This is a genomic window from Actinacidiphila yanglinensis (assembly GCF_900107965.1).
GTDB lineage: Bacteria > Actinomycetota > Actinomycetes > Streptomycetales > Streptomycetaceae > Actinacidiphila > Actinacidiphila yanglinensis.
The window spans coordinates 399,069-414,194 of sequence record NZ_FNVU01000002.1 but is presented as its reverse complement, the minus strand read 5'-3'; the positions used below and the strand labels follow the sequence as shown (position 1 = coordinate 414,194).

At 73.3% G+C, this 15,126-nt stretch carries 15 protein-coding genes; 4 read left to right on the top strand and 11 right to left on the bottom strand.

Going from position 1 to position 15,126, the window contains the following annotated elements:
* Positions 1-35: 35 nt before the first annotated feature.
* The gene (locus C4U44_RS05795; protein WP_103884506.1) at positions 36-542 is read left to right on the top strand and encodes a DinB family protein; all 507 of its coding nucleotides are present in this window, start codon (positions 36-38) and stop codon (positions 540-542) included.
* 84 nt (positions 543-626) lie between these two features.
* Here C4U44_RS05795 and C4U44_RS05790 read toward each other — a convergent pair whose 3' ends face one another.
* From C4U44_RS05790 to C4U44_RS05750, 9 genes are all read right to left on the bottom strand, one after another.
* Positions 627-1,793: a CU044_5270 family protein gene (locus C4U44_RS05790; protein ID WP_103884505.1), complete on the bottom strand. Its 1,167-nt coding sequence runs from the start codon at positions 1,791-1,793 to the stop codon at positions 627-629.
* A complete protein-coding gene (locus tag C4U44_RS05785) occupies positions 1,790-2,422 on the bottom strand; it encodes an RNA polymerase sigma factor (RefSeq protein WP_103884504.1) in 633 nt (210 codons plus the stop codon). Before C4U44_RS05785 ends, C4U44_RS05790 begins: the two co-directional genes overlap by 4 nt.
* A gap of 54 nt (positions 2,423-2,476) precedes the next feature.
* A complete protein-coding gene (locus C4U44_RS42270) occupies positions 2,477-2,890 on the bottom strand; it encodes a Uma2 family endonuclease (RefSeq protein WP_235031824.1) in 414 nt (137 codons plus the stop codon).
* 393 nt (positions 2,891-3,283) lie between these two features.
* Complete coding sequence (locus C4U44_RS05775; RefSeq protein ID WP_103884503.1) at positions 3,284-3,955, bottom strand: ABC transporter permease; 672 nt, start codon at positions 3,953-3,955, stop codon at positions 3,284-3,286.
* Positions 3,952-4,719: an ABC transporter permease gene (locus C4U44_RS05770; RefSeq protein WP_103884502.1), complete on the bottom strand. Its 768-nt coding sequence runs from the start codon at positions 4,717-4,719 to the stop codon at positions 3,952-3,954. The genes C4U44_RS05775 and C4U44_RS05770 overlap by 4 nt, the downstream gene beginning before the upstream one ends.
* Entirely contained in the window at positions 4,716-5,885 is a 1,170-nt protein-coding gene (locus C4U44_RS05765) for an ABC transporter ATP-binding protein (protein ID WP_200823146.1), read from the bottom strand. Before C4U44_RS05765 ends, C4U44_RS05770 begins: the two co-directional genes overlap by 4 nt.
* 299 nt (positions 5,886-6,184) lie before the next feature.
* On the bottom strand, positions 6,185-7,057 hold the full coding sequence (locus C4U44_RS05760) for an ABC transporter permease (RefSeq protein WP_235031823.1): 873 nt from the start codon (positions 7,055-7,057) through the stop codon (positions 6,185-6,187).
* Positions 7,058-7,110: 53 nt separating this feature from the next.
* Positions 7,111-8,718 (bottom strand): ABC transporter permease subunit, encoded by a 1,608-nt coding sequence (locus C4U44_RS05755; protein ID WP_103884501.1) that lies wholly within the window; start codon positions 8,716-8,718, stop codon positions 7,111-7,113.
* Complete coding sequence (locus tag C4U44_RS05750) at positions 8,715-9,686, bottom strand: ATP-binding cassette domain-containing protein (RefSeq protein ID WP_103884500.1); 972 nt, start codon at positions 9,684-9,686, stop codon at positions 8,715-8,717. Before C4U44_RS05750 ends, C4U44_RS05755 begins: the two co-directional genes overlap by 4 nt.
* Positions 9,687-9,835: 149 nt before the next feature.
* On the opposite strand from C4U44_RS05750, the gene C4U44_RS05745 reads away from it, so the two are divergent.
* Together C4U44_RS05745 and C4U44_RS05740 are read left to right on the top strand one after the other, a co-directional pair.
* A complete protein-coding gene (locus C4U44_RS05745; RefSeq protein WP_103884499.1) occupies positions 9,836-10,498 on the top strand; it encodes a response regulator transcription factor in 663 nt (220 codons plus the stop codon).
* Positions 10,495-11,685, top strand: a complete 1,191-nt coding sequence (locus C4U44_RS05740; RefSeq protein WP_235031822.1) for a sensor histidine kinase — start codon at positions 10,495-10,497, stop codon at positions 11,683-11,685. The genes C4U44_RS05745 and C4U44_RS05740 overlap by 4 nt, the downstream gene beginning before the upstream one ends.
* Before the next feature lie 29 nt (positions 11,686-11,714).
* On the opposite strand, the gene C4U44_RS05735 is transcribed toward C4U44_RS05740, so the two are convergent.
* Positions 11,715-13,196: a polysaccharide pyruvyl transferase family protein gene (locus C4U44_RS05735; RefSeq protein ID WP_103884497.1), complete on the bottom strand. Its 1,482-nt coding sequence runs from the start codon at positions 13,194-13,196 to the stop codon at positions 11,715-11,717.
* A 279-nt stretch (positions 13,197-13,475) separates the two neighbouring features.
* On the opposite strand from C4U44_RS05735, the gene C4U44_RS05730 reads away from it, so the two are divergent.
* Positions 13,476-14,195, top strand: a complete 720-nt coding sequence (locus C4U44_RS05730) for a type 1 glutamine amidotransferase (RefSeq protein ID WP_103884496.1) — start codon at positions 13,476-13,478, stop codon at positions 14,193-14,195.
* 54 nt (positions 14,196-14,249) lie between these two features.
* On the opposite strand, the gene C4U44_RS05725 is transcribed toward C4U44_RS05730, so the two are convergent.
* A complete protein-coding gene (locus C4U44_RS05725; RefSeq protein ID WP_200823145.1) occupies positions 14,250-15,125 on the bottom strand; it encodes a carbohydrate ABC transporter permease in 876 nt (291 codons plus the stop codon).
* Position 15,126: the final 1 nt, after the last annotated feature.

Below are 15,126 nucleotides of genomic sequence, written 5' to 3'. Positions count from 1 at the left end.
CCGCCCGGAGCGCGCCTGGATGGCATGATCGGCGCATGCCACGCACCGACATGCCTCCCGCCTGGGACGAACGCAGCATGCTGACCACCTTCCTCGACTACGCGCGGGCCACCGCGGTGGCCAAGTGCGCGGGTCTGTCCGCGGAGGACACGGCCCGGGCGCCGCTGCCCGGGTCGCCGCTGATGACGCTGGGCGGGCTGCTCAGCCACCTGCGGTGGGTCGAGTACTGGTGGATCCAGGTGATCTTCCTCGGCGAGGAGGACACCGAGGCCCCGTGGACCGACGAGGACCCCGACCGGGAGATGCGGGTCGGCGCGGACACGCCGCTGGCGGAGCTGGTGTCGGGGTACGAGGAGCAGAGCGCGCGCTACCGCGAACTGGTCGCCGACACCGACCTGTCGACCCTCGCGAAGCGCCCGGTCAAGGACGGCACGCACGTCACGCTCGGCTGGGTGCTGATGCATCTGATCGAGGAGACCTCGCGGCACAACGGCCACATCGACATCCTGCGGGAGATGGCCGACGGCACGGTCGGGGACTGAGTTCCCCCGCGGGGGCGGTACCGAGGGCGGACGAAGGCGTACGGGGCCTCTCGGCCGCCCTCGGCGTTTGCGGGGCGGCAGGGCTCAGCCGGTGGTCGTGGCCGCCGACGTGTCGCCGATGCGGTCCACGACGGCGCGCTGGAGCACCGCGGTGGCCTGGAGCACGCTGCCGGCCTTCCCGTCCACCGTGTCGTCCACCGTGACATCGCGGTAGCCGAGGTAGGCGTAGGTGGTCCTGTCGAAGATCCACTCCTCGCGGTCCCGGCCCCCGCCGTCGATGGTGATCGCCACGCCGTGCCGGCCTGCGGCGTCCACCGCGTCGGGGACCACCGTGGTGTGGGGGATCTCGGCGGCGACCCGGTACAGGAATGCCGTGGTCTGCGGATCCACGGACTCCGCGAGCATGCCGCCGAGGTAGGCGAAGACCAGCTGCGGGGCGAAGGGAAGGGGACGCTTGCCCCCCAGGGTGTTCTCATCGTCGGCCAGCTGATGGTTCACCTGCGCCCCGATGGTCCGCATCGCCTCGGCGGGGTCGGCGGGAAGGGCGGCCAGATCCGCCAACGGGCTCGACAAGCCCGAGGGCCCACCGGAGATGGCGCCCTGCCCGGCGGCCGGGAGGTGGTAGATCTCGGGGGCTTTGTCGCCGTATGCCACCCCGACGGCCTGGTCGTGCGACCAGGCGATCCATTGCTGCATGCTCTCCGGCCTCGCCAGCTTCTCCGGTTTCTTGGCGTACTGCCGGTGGGTGCGGCCCTGCTTGTCGGTCCACTGGGCCTGGAGCGGGTTGTCCCGTCCGGTGAACACGCTGCGGACATACACGTACTGGTCGTGGCCGACCGGAACGGACGGGGCACGGGAGACCACCGCGGCGGCGTTCTCCAGCAGCGTCGCCGCCGCGGAGGGGGCCGGACGCGCGGCATCCGCGGTCCGGTCCTGGTGACCGGGGCCGGCGGTGAGGACCGCGGCCACCGCGGCGGCCGCGGCGAGCGGGGCGACGACCGCGACCCAGCGCCGCTTCCGGCGCCACCGCGCGGGGCCCGTGGCGGGAGGGGCGGCGGCGGGAGGGGTGGCCGCCGCTTTCTCGTCGGCGTGGAACTCGCTCATCAGGTGCTCCTTGAGGACGCTGAGGCGGTCGTCAGGGAGATCCGGGACCGCCGGGTCCGGCAACAGCCGGGCCGCCTCGGCGCGTTCGCGGGTCGCCTCGCGGGCTGCCGCGTCGAGAGCGTCGTCCTGAGGGCTCTGGGCGTTCATCGGGTCTGCTCCTGGATCGACCGGGCCGCGATCGTGCGGCCACCTCGTTGCTGTCCGGAAGGGGAGGCCGGTTCCGTCCCGCCCGAGGCGAGTTCCTCGTCCGCCAGTTCGCGCAGCCGGCGACGGGCCCGCGAGAGGCGGGAGCGGACGGTACCGACCGGCACGCCCAGCGCGTCGGCCGCGGCGGCGTAGTCGAGCCCGGCCCACACGCACAGCGAGAACACCTCGCGCTCGCCGCGCCGCAGCCGCCGCAACGCCCGCTGGGCGGCGGCGAGTCGCTCGGCGTCGTCCATCCGGCCCACCACCTCGTCGGCGAAGTCCGGCTGCGCCGGGCGGGGCGGAACGCGGCTGAGCGCGGCCTGGTGCCGGCGGGCGGCCCGGGTGGTGTTGCGCAGCACGTTGGTGGCGATGCCCAGCAGCCAGGGCAGCAGGTCCCCGCCGTCGGACCGCACCGTCTCCCGCAGCCGCCACGCCTCCAGGTACGTCAGCGAGACGACGTCCTCGGCCGTCGTCCAGTTCCCGGTGGCCCGGGCCGCGTACCGGTGCACCGCCCGCGCATGGTCGTCGAAGATCCGCCCGAAGGCCTCCGGATCACCGGAGCGCAGCCGAGCCCGCAAGGAGAGTTCCACACCCACCCCTGTCCGCCCGCCCCCCGGCGTTCCCTCGCCCGAGAGTGATTCAGGTCACGTTCCCGGCCGGACGTCCACCGCACACCGCTCGTCAGCCGCCGAGCCACATGCCCTCGGCGCCTCCGATGCCGTCAGCGGAGCCACGCGGACGGCATCTACTGCCCGGGAGAGTCCAGCGGGATCGATGGCAATCGGGAACGGGTCATCCAGATGAGTGGTCGCGCCGGCGAGCGCGGTGACCTGCTCCACGTACCGGCCGCTCTGCAGTTCATAGACAGCGAGCATCGGGGCCGGGTCGAACTCGAGCCGCCAGAAGCGCGGGATGGCGGCCTCGGCGTACAGCATCGGCTTGACCTTGCGGTCCATGGTGCTGTTGCCCGGGGAGACGAGCTCGACCACGAGCTGGACCGCCTCGATGTCGACGGTGACCGGGTCCTCGGCGGTCGCGCCTGCGTCGACGACGACCACATCGGAAACGACCGGCCCTGACGGCAGGGCGACGTGACGCCCTCGAGGATCTCCACGGGCGCGCCGACAGCCCGGGCAGCCGCGTCCAGGGCGACGTGGAGGCGGAACGAGGCCCACTGATGGCGAACGCCGGAGGAGGGGGACATCACCAGGGACTCGCCCAGCAACTCGTGGCGAACGGTGCGGTCTTCGGGCCGGGCCACGACATCAGCGACGGTCCAAGGCCCGGTGCGGTCGTTGGCGACGATCAGTACCCCATCTCTCCTACTGTTCCGCCGGCAGCCACCGCACGCCCGCCCCGCAAACTCCGCGGCGGGCGCGCCCGGGCCGGGGCCAACGGGGGCGCCCGCCCCTACGCGAGGCTCGGCTTCTCCGTGGGCGGGGAGCCGTGGGTCAGTTGCTGCGGCGGACTCCCGGGGAGACGACGACGCGCTCGAGGATCCAGAAGACGCCCACCATCGCCAGGGCGAGCAGGGCGATGAGGGCGCCGCCGCCCGCGACCGTCTCGTAGTTGCGCTGGTAGTAGCCGTCGACGATGTAGCGGCCCAGGCCGCCGAGGCTGACCGTCGCGGCGATCGCGGCCGTGGAGACCACCTGGATCGCCGCCGAGCGCATCCCGCTGAGGATGAGCGGCAGCGCGACAGGCAGTTCGACCTGGAAGAGGACCGCGGCCGGGCCCATGCCCATACCGCGGGCGGCGTCCACCGGGGCCGGGTCCACCGTGCGCATCGCCTCGTAGGAGGTGACCAGGATCGGCGGGACCGCGAGGGCCACCAGCGGGATCATCACCGGGAGGAGGCCGATCCTGCCGATCCAGAAGAACATCAGCACCAGCAGGCCGTAACTGGGCAGCGCGCGGCCGGCGGTGGCCACGACCGCCAGGGCGTTGCCACCACGCCCGGTGTGGCCGGAGACGAGGCCGATGGGCAGCGCGATGGCGGCGGCGATGGCGAGCGCCTCGAAGCTGTAGCCGAGGTGCTGGTCCAGACGGTGCGGAATACCGTCGTAGCCGTGCCAGTGGGAGCTGTCGGTGAGGAAGTCGCTGATGTAGTGGAAGAGGTTCATCGGCCCGCGCCCTCCAGTTCGGCCGGCTTGGCGCCGGAGCCGGGTCCGCCGGGCGCGGCGGAGTCGGTGGGTTCCACGGCCGCGGCGATGGCGGCCTTGCGGGCGGCGCCACGGCCGCGCGGCATCCACGGGGTGAGCAGGGTGCGCAGCCCGATCAGCAGCACGTCCAGCGCGATGCCGAGCACGGCGATGGACACCACGGAGGTCACCGCGAGGTTGTAGCGGTGGTAGGCGAGCGCGTCGCCGAGCAGGTTGCCGAGGCCGCCCTGGTTGCCGATGATCGAGCCGATGCTGACCAGGCTGATGCTGGAGACGGTCGCCACCCGCAGCCCGGCGAAGATCGCTGGCACCGCGTTGGGGAGTTGGACCAGATAGAACCGCTGGAAGGAGTTGAACCCCATCGCCTCGGACGCCGCCAGCGTCTCGGGCGGCACCGATCTGACGCCGTCGACGATCGCGGGCAGCAGGATCACGAAGGTGTAGACGGTCAGCGGGATGATGACGGTCGTCTGGCTGGCGCCGGTGTAGTCGATCAGGAAGACGAAGAACGCGATGGAGGGGATCGCGTACAGGATCGTGCTGACCCACAGCAGCGGCGGGTAGAGCCAGCGGAACCGCACGCACAGCGCGGCCAGCGGGAGCGACACGGCCAGGCCGATGCCGACCGGGATCAGCGACTCCGTCAGGTGGACCTCGATCAGGCCCGCGTAGGAGTGCTGGAGGTCGCTGGGCAGGTCGAAGTAGCCGTTGCCGCCGCTGCTCACGGGGCCACCTTCAGGCCGGCGGCGGCCGCGCTCGCGCGGTCGGACGCCTCCGCGCCCTTCTCGGCGTGCGCGCGGCGGATGGCGTCGCCGATGGTGAGCTGGGAGGCCACCCCGACCACCCGGCCGGTGTCGTCCACGGCCACCGCCCACCCGGTGGGTGACAGGACCGCGCAGTCCAGCGCGTCGCGCAGCGAGTCGCGGCCGGACTCGAAGGGACGGCCGTACGAGATCAGTTCCGCGGCCGGCACGCTGCTCGCACCGCCGGTCAGGCTCTTCGGCTCGGCCCAACCCAGCGGCTTGCCGTCGGTGTCGGTGACCAGCAGGTACGGGGCGTCGGCCGCGGCACGCTCGGCCACCTGCGCATCGGTGGCGTCCGCGGCGACGATCGGGGCGGTGGTCAGCTCCAGCCCCGCGGAGGTGAAGAAGGACAGCCGCCGCACGCCGCGACCGGCGCCGAGGAAGTCCTCCACGAAGGCGTCGGCGGGGTGGGAGAGCAGGTCGTCGGGGGCCGCGAACTGGGCGAGCTTCCCGCCGGTCCGCAGCACGGCGATGGTGTCGCCGAGCCGGATCGCCTCGTCGATGTCGTGCGTGACGAACACGATGGTCTTGCCCAACTCCTCCTGGATGCGCAGGAGTTCGCCCTGTAGCACCTTGCGGACGATCGGGTCGACCGCGGAGAAGGGCTCGTCCATCAGCAGCACCGGCGGGTCCGCGGCCAGCGCCCGGGCCACCCCGACGCGTTGCTGCTGGCCGCCGGAGAGCTGGTACGGGTAGCGCTTCGCGAGCGAGGAGTCGAGCCCGACCCGCTCCATCAGCTCCGACGCGCGCTTGCGGGCACGTACCTTGTCCCAGCCGAGCATGCGCGGCACCGTCGCGATGTTGGCGAGGATGGTGCGGTGCGGGAAGAGCCCGGCGTTCTGGATGACGTACCCCATCGACCGGCGCAGCGCGTTCACCGGCTGCTGGTGGATGTCCTGCCCGTCCAGCAGGATGCGGCCCGAACTGGGCTCCACCATGCGGTTGATCATGCGCAGCGTGGTGGTCTTGCCGCAACCGGAGGGCCCGACCAGCACGGTGATCGAACTGTCCGGTATCTCCAGCGACAGGTCGTCGACAGCGACAGTGCCGTCGGCGTAACGCTTCGTTATCGACTCGATCTGTATCAAAAGTCCGTGTCCCCTCCGGGATTGGGCATCGGTGCGGCCTGCTCCCGGGCACGAACGCACAAGCCGTCGCGGGCTGAGTCTAGACCGCGAGTGTTACAGCAGTTTGGAATTGGCCAAGGCGGCTGGTCTCTTGCCCCGTCACGACCGCACCATGCCATGCCGGGCACCCGGGCGCCGTGACGGTTCTCACCCTCGGTGACGAGGGGTGGCCGCCAACGGTCGACGGCCACCCCCTCTCCGGACCCTCGACGGCCCCCTCACGGCGCCGCCTCCCGGCGCTCCCCTCGGCGCTCCCGGCGTCACACGTCCCGCGCGCGCAGCACCGCCACCGCGCCGAGCAGCGCCGCCCCCGCCCAGCAGGCCAGCACGCCGAGCCCGGCCCAGGGCCCGATCGGCTGGGTACGCAGCGCCATCGGCGCCGTGGTCTGCACCGCGAGCCCCGCCGTGGCCGGGCCCAGCTGCTGGAGGTGGCGCTGCCAGTGCGGGTTGTCCACGAGCGCGGACGTGATCGGGAACAGGAAGAGCAGCGCGAGGACGGTACCCGTCGCCGCGCCCGCGTCGCGTACGACCGCGGCCGTGCCCAGCGCGAGCAGCGCGATGAGCACGAGGTAGAGGACGGAGCCGGCCGCCGCGCGCAGCACGGAACCGTCGGTCGGGGACAGCGCGGGGCGGGCGGCCGCCGGCAACAGCAGCCGGCCGGACAGCAGCCCGCCGCCGACCGCGACGGCCGCCGCGGGCAGCACCGCCGCGGTCAGCACCACCGCCTTCGCGGCCAGGACGGTGCCCCGGCGCGGCATCGCGGCGAAGGTGCAGCGCACCATGCCCGTGGCGTGCTCCCCCGCGATCACCGCCCCGCCGAGCACCGCCGCCACGATCTGGCCGAGCTGCACCCCGGTCAGGCAGACCTTCGCCGCGTCCGTGCCCGGGTGGTACGACACGGACGCCGCCGCCCCGGCGCCGAGCGCGACGGTCAGCACGACGAGCGCACCGAGCAGCGGCCAGGTGCCCGGCAGCGTCCACAGCTTCGTCCACTCCGCCCGCACCGCGTCGCGCAGCGGCTCGGCGTACGGGGTCCGTGGGGTTGCCGGCGTCTGCGCAGGTGTCGGCGTACGTGGCGGGGTGCGGCCCTCAGCCGGCCGCTCGGAACCCCCGGCGCGGACACCGCCATCCATCCGAATACCCGGACCTTCCTGCCCATTTCCACCCATATATGCATCCACTCTCCTCACGCGTCCCTCCGCCGCAGGACCGCGTACGCGGCACCGACCACCAGCACGGTCCAGCCGCACAGCACGGCCATGCCCGCCCACGGGGCCAGCGGGAAGTACCCGTCGGACGGCGCGTAGACCCCGGCCACCTGGGAGTAGCGGACGGTCGTCTGCTGGACGGCGAACGCCGCCGCCGGGGTCACCCGCAGCACCCAGTCCGCGCCGGCGACCGGGAGGGCGCCCGAGATCGCGAGGATGTACGGCAGCACGACCGCGGCCGCCACCGCGGTGACCGCGCCCGCCCCGCGGCGCAGCAGGATCCCGGCGCCCAGGGCGAGCACCGCGGCGAGCGCGAGGAGCAGGGCGGTGCCGACCACCACGCGTACCTCGGCCCCGGTCGCGGCCGGGAGAACGTAGACGCCCTTGGCGTGCAGCCGGCTCGCGGTGAGTTTGAGGGACAGCGCGGCCGCCACGAGGCCGACGGCGAACGCGGCCGCGGCGACCACCAGCGCCTTGGCGGCGAGCAACCGGCCGCGGCGCGGCTGCGCGGCCAGGGTGCCGCGGATCAGGCCGCGCCGGTACTCGGCGGTGACGAACGACGAGCCGACCACCACCAGCACCAGCAGCCCGGCGAAGGTGCCGACCAGCCCGTCCTCCACGCTGCGCGCGCCGAATGCCCGGCCGCCGACGGCGGGTGCGATGTCGCCGGAGCCGCTGACGGTGAAGCTCTCCCCGGCCGGGGTGGAGCGCTGGGAGGAGGCGGAGAAGGCAGCGGTGACCGGGTCGGCCCCGATCACCGTGGTCCGCCAAAGCCCCCCGCTTTCGGTGCTGTTGGCGGTCGCAGCGCCGCTCAGGGTGACGCGGTCGAACGTGGCGGTGGCGCGGGTCGGTCCGCTCGTCGCGCTCTCGCCGAGGGCGTGCCGGTCCACCTCCGTGTGTTCCGGTGACGTGGTGAACAGGCCGGCCTGCGCGGTCGCCGGCAGCCCGGGCAGCGTCGCGGTGCCGATCGTCGTCCAGTGCGTGCCGTCGGGCGAGGTGGCGCCGGTCAGTGTGCTGCCCGCGCGGGTCAGGCGCAGCCAGCGCGGGGCGGCGGCGGTGGGCGGAGCCGCAGCGGAAGCAGCGTCGGAGTGAGCCCCGGCGGAGGAAGCCGCCGTGGACGAGGTCCCGGCTTTCGGTGCGGCCGTGTCGTGCGTGAAGTCGCTCTGCATCCGCACTCCGTGGCCACCGGTCACCATGACCGCCGCGTAGGCGGCGCCCTGTTCGGTGTCCTCCTTCACCATCACGCCCGCCTTGGCCCACGCCTGCGGTACGGGAGCGCCGCCCCCACCACTCCCGGGGATCCGCGGGCGCTGCCCGGTCAGCCCGGTGATCCGGGCGGTGAGGCTGCCGTGCGGGCCGAGCGACCGGTGCACGAAGGTGAAGGCGTCGGTGACGGCCTCTCCGCCCGGCCCCGTCGGCGGCCCGCACACCTCGGCGCCCGGACAGCCCCCGGACCGGCTGCCGTTCACGGAGGTCAGCCCGATCACCACCGGCACGACGAGCGCCACCACGAGGGCGAGCACCCAGCCCCGTACGGTACGCAGCTTCGTCCACTCCGCCCGCACGGTCAGCAGGAAGTCGTTCATGCCCGCTCCCCCGTTTCCGTACCGCCGCTCGTGCGCGTACCGCCGACGGCGTCCGCACCGGTGAACTCGGTCGCGTCCCGGGTCAGTCGCAGGTACGCGTCCTCCAACGTGGCCCGGTGTGCGGCGACTTCGGAGAAGGGAACGCCCTGGCGGGTCAGGTGGGCCACGATGTCCTCGGCGGACAGCCCGGAGACGGACAGCGTGCCGGGACCGGCCGGGACCGCGGTGCCGCCAGCCGCCCCGAGGACGGTGGCGGCGCGTTCCGGCTGCGCCGCCCGCAGGGTGACGCGCCCGCCCGCCGAGGCGGCGGCGAGGAGTTCGGCGACCGACGTGTCGGCGACCACCCGGCCGCGGCCGACCACCACCACATGGGTCGCGGTGTCCTGGAGTTCGCTCATCAGGTGGCTGGAGATCAGCACCGCCCGGCCCTCTCCGGCCAGCGCGCGCAGCAGCCCCCGCAGCCAGATGATGCCCTCGGGGTCCATGCCGTTGAACGGCTCGTCCATCATCAGCACGCCCGGGTCGCCGAGCAACGCGGCCGCGATGCCCAGCCGTTGCCGCATGCCGAGCGAGAAGCCGCCCGCGCGGCGGCCGGCGACCGTGGCCAGGCCGACCCGGTCGATCACCTCGTCCACCCGGCGTGCGCCGATGCCCTGCGAACGGGCCATCCACAGCAGGTGGTTGCGCGCCCGTCGGCTCGGCTGCAGCGCGGCGGCGTCCAGCAGCGCGCCGATGTGGGTCATCGGCCGCCGCAGCGATCGGTACGGCAGGCCGCCGATCAGCGCGGTCCCCTCGTCCGCGGTGTCCAGGCCGAGCACCACCCGCATCGTGGTCGACTTCCCGGCGCCGTTCGGCCCGACGAAGCCGGTCACCCGGCCCGGTCCGACGCTGAAGCCCATCCCGTCCAGGGCCGCGGTCGGCCCGTATCTCTTGTGCAGGCCCCTGACGGCCACTCCCACCTCGCCCATGGCGACGTGTCTCCCTCCGTTGCGTACGGCCGCCACCGCCGTCCGGCGACGGTCCCGCGTGCCGTCCCCGGTTGTACGGCGCGGGCGGTGACGGGACGGTGACGGCCGCCGTCACCTCGCTGGCACCGGCCGGCTGGCATCGTGGAGCCATGAGAGTGCTGGTGGTCGAGGACTTCGAGGTGCTGGCGACGGCGCTGGGGACCGGGCTGCGCCGCGAGGGCATGGCGGTGGACGTGGTGCTGGACGGCGCGCGGGCGCTGGAGCTGCTGGCGGTGACCCGCTACGACGTGGTCGTCCTGGACCGCGACCTGCCCGGAGTGCACGGCGACGAGATCTGCCGGGGCCTCGCGGAGGGGCCCGCGCAGAGCCGGGTGCTGATGCTGACCGCGGCCGCCGCCGTCCGCGACCGGGTGGACGGGCTGTCGCTGGGCGCTGACGACTACCTGCCCAAGCCGTTCGACTTCGCCGAACTGGTCGCCCGGGTACGTGCGTTGGGCCGACGGTCGACGCCCGCGCTGCCGCCGGTGCTGTCCGGCGGGGGTGTGCTGCTCGACCCGAACCGCCGCACCGCCTTCCGGGCCGGGCGCCGGCTCGACCTGAGCCCCAAGGAGTTCGCGGTGCTGGAGTGCCTGCTCGCGGCGCGGGGCGCCGTCGTGTCGGCGGAGGAACTGCTCGACCGGGTCTGGGACGAGGCGGTCGACCCCTTCACCACCACCGTGAAGACCACCGTGCGCCGGCTGCGGCTGAAGCTCGGCGACCCGCCCGTGATCGCGACGGTCCGCGAGGGCGGCTACCGGATCGAGGAGTCGTGAGCGCCGTGGGGCCCTGGCGGTTGGGGTGGGTGCCCCGGCCGCGGACGCTGCGGATGCGGCTCGCCGTGCTGTACGGGGCGCTGTTCCTCGTCTCCGGGGTGGCGCTGCTGGCGATCCCCAACGCCTTCGTCGGCTCCAGCTCGACCGTCCGCGCATCGGTGCCGGGCTCCGGTGCCGACCTGACGCCCTTGAGCCCGGGGCTGTCCCGGCCGTCGCTCGCGGACACCCAGCGCGGCCACGACATCGACCGCTATGTCACCGGGTCGGTGGTCGCCCTGGTGGCGCTGGTCCTGCTGTCGGTCGGGCTGGGCTGGCTGCTGTCGGGGCGGCTGCTACGGCCTCTGCGCACGATCACCGCCACGGCCGGGGAGATGTCGGCGGCCAGCCTGGGACGTCGGCTGGCACTGCGCAGTTCCGGCGACGAACTGACCCGGCTCGGGCGGACGCTGGACGACCTGTTCGCCCGCCTGGAGGCGTCGTTCCAGGCCCAGCAGCACTTCGTCGCGAACGCCTCGCACGAGTTGCGCACCCCGCTCGCCGCCGAACGCACCCTGCTCCAGGTCGCGCTCGCCGACCCGGACGCCGACGCGACGACCCTGCGGGCCGCCTGCGAGCAGGCCCTGTTGCTCGGCGCGCAGCAGGCGCGCCTGATGGAGGCGCTGTTCACGCTGGCCACGGGTGAGCGCGGCATCCAGCGGCGGGAGGACTTCGACCTCGCGGAGGTCGCCGCGGGCGTGCTGGACCGTCGCAGCGGCGAGGCCGCCGGGCTGGGCATCCGTGTCGAGGCCGACCTCGGCCCCGCCCCGGTCTCGGGCGACCGCGACCTCGCCGAGATCCTGCTGGACAACCTCGTCGACAACGCCCTGCGGCACAACGTCCCCGGCGGCCACCTCGGCGTCCGCACCACCACCGATGCCGGCCGCGCCCGGCTGGACGTCGCCAACTCCGGCGCCGCGGTGCCCGCCGCCGAGGTCGACCGCCTCTTCGAGCCCTTCCAGCGCCTCGGCGCCCCCCGCACCCGCACCGACGACGCCGCCCACGGCCACGGCCTGGGCCTGGCCATCGTCCGCGCCGCCACCACCGCGCACGCCGCCACGATCACCGCCACCCCGCGCTCCACCGGCGGCCTCGACCTCCGCGTGGACTTCCCGCCCCGCAACCCCACCGCCCCGCCGAACCGCAGCTGACCCCGTCCCCCCGGCCCCCCGATCCGCCCTCAGTCCTCCGTCTTCCGCTCCACCCGCGGCACCCGGCGCCGCAGCGCCGGACCGATCCGGACCAGCGCCCGCCGCTCGATCCCGCTGACCCGCTTCTCCGCCGCCGTGACCCGCTTGCGCAGCGCGTCCAGTTCCTTCTCCACGGTGGAGTGCCGCGTGTCGGCGGCGGTGATCCGCTTCTGGAGTTCCTTGTTCTTCTTGGCGAGTTCGTTCGCCCGCCGCTCGGCGGACGTGCGGTTGTCGGTGATCTGCTCGCGCAGCCGCGCGAACCGGTAGCGCAACGCGCCGTCGTCGCCGCCGTCCCAGACGGTGACCGAGGGCGGCAGTTCGGTCGCGGCCAGCCGCGCGTCGAACGCCGCGCCCGCGTCGCCGTGGTCGTAGGTGTTCGCCAGGTCGTTGCGGTCGAGGAAGTCGGTGTAGCGGGTGAAGCGCTCCTTGTGGCCGTTGAGCAGCCCGCTGAAGTCCGCCTGCGCGTGGAGCTCGGCGGGGTCGGTGTCGGCGGGCAGGTCCGTGAGCATGCGGTGCGGCAGGTCGAAGTAGCGGCACAGTTCGAGCGTGCGCGAGTCGTGGGCGAGCACCACGGCGGGGGTGCCCGCCAGCAGGGCCGCGATGTTGCCGTGGATGCGGGTGCCGTACGCGAAGTCGTGGCCCGCCAGTTCGTCCAGCCAGGTCCGGGGGTCGAGCGGGACCCGGACCTTGTTCTGCTGGAACAGCTCGTGGGTGAGCTGCAGCGGGAAGGAACCGTGCCGGCCCGCCTCGGCCGAGGTGTCGCCCCAGAAGAGCAGTTCCGCGTCGACCAGGTTCTGCGCGTAGTACGTCAGCGCAGGGAAACGCTCGAAGGCGTGGCGTGCGATGCCCCCGATGTCGCCGACCGGGATCGCGTCGGGCGACAGGTTGATCGCGATCCGCGCGTCCGGGCCGAGGGTGCCGGGGTCGGAGGGGGTCGGGAAGACGTCGCCGTGCAGGAACATCGACGGGCAGCCGATGATGTCGACCTGCGCGAAGCCGAGACCGTTGAGGTAGGACGCGGTCAGCTCACCGCGCACCCCGATCGTGGCCGAGCGGTCGAGCACGGCGCTCACGAAGCGGCGGACCGACTGTTCCATCGGCCGCAGTTCCTCGGTGTCGTAGTCCGCGCCGACCTGGGCGCCGACGCCGGTGACCACCACGGGGATGGTCAGCTGCTCGATGAGCGTGGACAGCCGGTCCAGGGAGGCGTGGAAGGTCGGCCGGAAGGCGTTGGCCAGGGGGACGACGAAGACGTCGTACTCCTCGTTGATCTGCGCCGCCCGCTCGGGCGAGGGGTCGGTCCTGATGCCGTTGGAGGTGACCTCGGTGTCCGCGGTCAGCAGCATCCGGTGCACCGCGTCGCTGAAGAGCAGATTGCCGGAGTTCGTCCCGAAGAGATCCCGGTGCAGGTACTCGGCATGCGTGGCGGCGTGGAACGGGCTCTTCCCGGACCGGATGAGTATGCGCTTCAAGGCCCACCCCTCGTGTTTTCGTACAGGAGGCAGCCCTCACCTGGCGCAAAGTTGCCCCGGAGCTGGCCCCGAGCGGGGACGATACTCCACGGCCGTTTGAATTCCTATACGAAAACTTGGTGAAGAACATGGGAGTGCTTGGCGTCACACAGGCGTCTCCTTGGCGACATCCAGGAATTCTCGTTACCCATGCCTTGCCTGTGAATGACCTGTGCGTCGGCCGCGGGATGGGTGGGGTTGGATGGAGGGGACGGCGGGTCGAGGAGAGGTGGGTGCGGGATGGCCGGGACGGCGAGGGCGCTGGTGGTGCAGAACACGGCGACCGGGGGGCCGGGGCGCTGGGAGGGATGGCTCGGCGAGGGCGGGCTCGCGCTGGAGGTGGTGCGCGCCTTCGCCGGGGAGGCGCTGCCCGAGCGGCTGCGGCCGCGCTACCAGGCGCTGGTGGTCCTCGGCGGCGGGTTCCTGCCGGACGACGACGAGCGGGCGCCCTGGCTGGCCCGGACCCGGGAACTGGCCCGCGAGGCCGTCGAGTTCGGGTTGCCGGTGTTCGGGATCTGCCTGGGCGGGCAGTTGCTCGCCCAGGTCGCCGGGGGTGCGGTGCGCGGGGAGCACGGCCGACCGGAGTTCGGCAGCACCGAATTGACGTTGCGTCAGGAGGCCGCCGAAGATCCGCTGTTCGCGGGCCTGCCGGTGCGGCCGCGGGCGATCGAGAACCATGTGGACGCCATCACCGAGCTGCCGCCGGGCGCCGCCTGGCTCGCCTCCACCGAGGGGTGCCCGTACCAGGCGTTCCGGCTCGGCGAGAGCGCGTGGGGCGTGCAGTTCCATCCGGAGGCCGAGGCGGAGCGGATCGGCGGCTGGGACCTGGACCGGCTGACCCGGCACGGCGCCGACCGCGCGGCCCTGCACCGCGAGGCGCTCGCCGCGGACGCGGACTCGGCGCGGGTCTGGCGCGAGGTGGCCCTGCGGTTCGCCGCGCGGGCGGTCGCCGCGGCGTAGGCGCACCCGCCACCGGCCGGCCCCGCGGGCGCGGGCCGGCCGGCGAGGCCCGGCTCACCCCTTCAACGACCCGCTGAGCATGCCGCGTTCGAAGAGCCGCTGGAGTCCGAGGTAGACCAGCACGCTCGGGACCATCAGCATCAGCGACGCCGCCATCCGTACCCCTTCGGGCTGTTCCTGGCTGGAGGACAGGCTCGTCACGACCAGCGTCATCGTGTACATGTGCGGGGTGGAGGCGACCAGCAGCGGCAGCAGGTACTGGTCCCAGATCATCAGGAAGCCGAACACCGCGCAGGTGCCCAGCGCGGGGCGGCACAGCGGCAGGATGATCTGGAAGAAGATCCGCAGGTCGCGGGCGCCGTCGACCCGGGCGGCCTCCTCCAGCTCGACCGGGATGGTCTTCATGAACCCGGTCAGGACGTAGATCGGCAGCGCCCAGCCGACCACCGGCAGGATCAGCCCGGAGTACGAGTCGAGCAGGTCGCCGCCGCCCAGCGGGTCCGGCACCTTGCCGAGCACCAGGTAGAGCGGGATCGCGATGACCTCCTCCGGCATCATCATCGTGGCGAGGATCGCCAGCAGCACCAGCGCTTGGCCGCGGAACTTCTTGCGGGCCAGCGCGTACGCCGCGAAGGCGCTCACCGTGATCTGGAGGAAGAGCCCGACGCCGGTGACGATCACCGAGTTGAGCAGGCCGCGGCCGACGCCGAAGCGGAAGGCGGTGCGGAGGTTGGTGAGGGTGAAATGCCCCGGGAACAGGGACATCTGGCCGGTCTTGAGGGTGCTGCCGCTGAAGACGGTGGCGAGCATCGTCCACAGCGGCATCACGAACACGAAGAGCACTGCGGCGTAGAGCACGGCGCGGACCGCGGTACGGGTCCACGCCCTGGTGGGCATCCGCAGGCCCAGCGCGGTGGTGGGGGCGCTCATG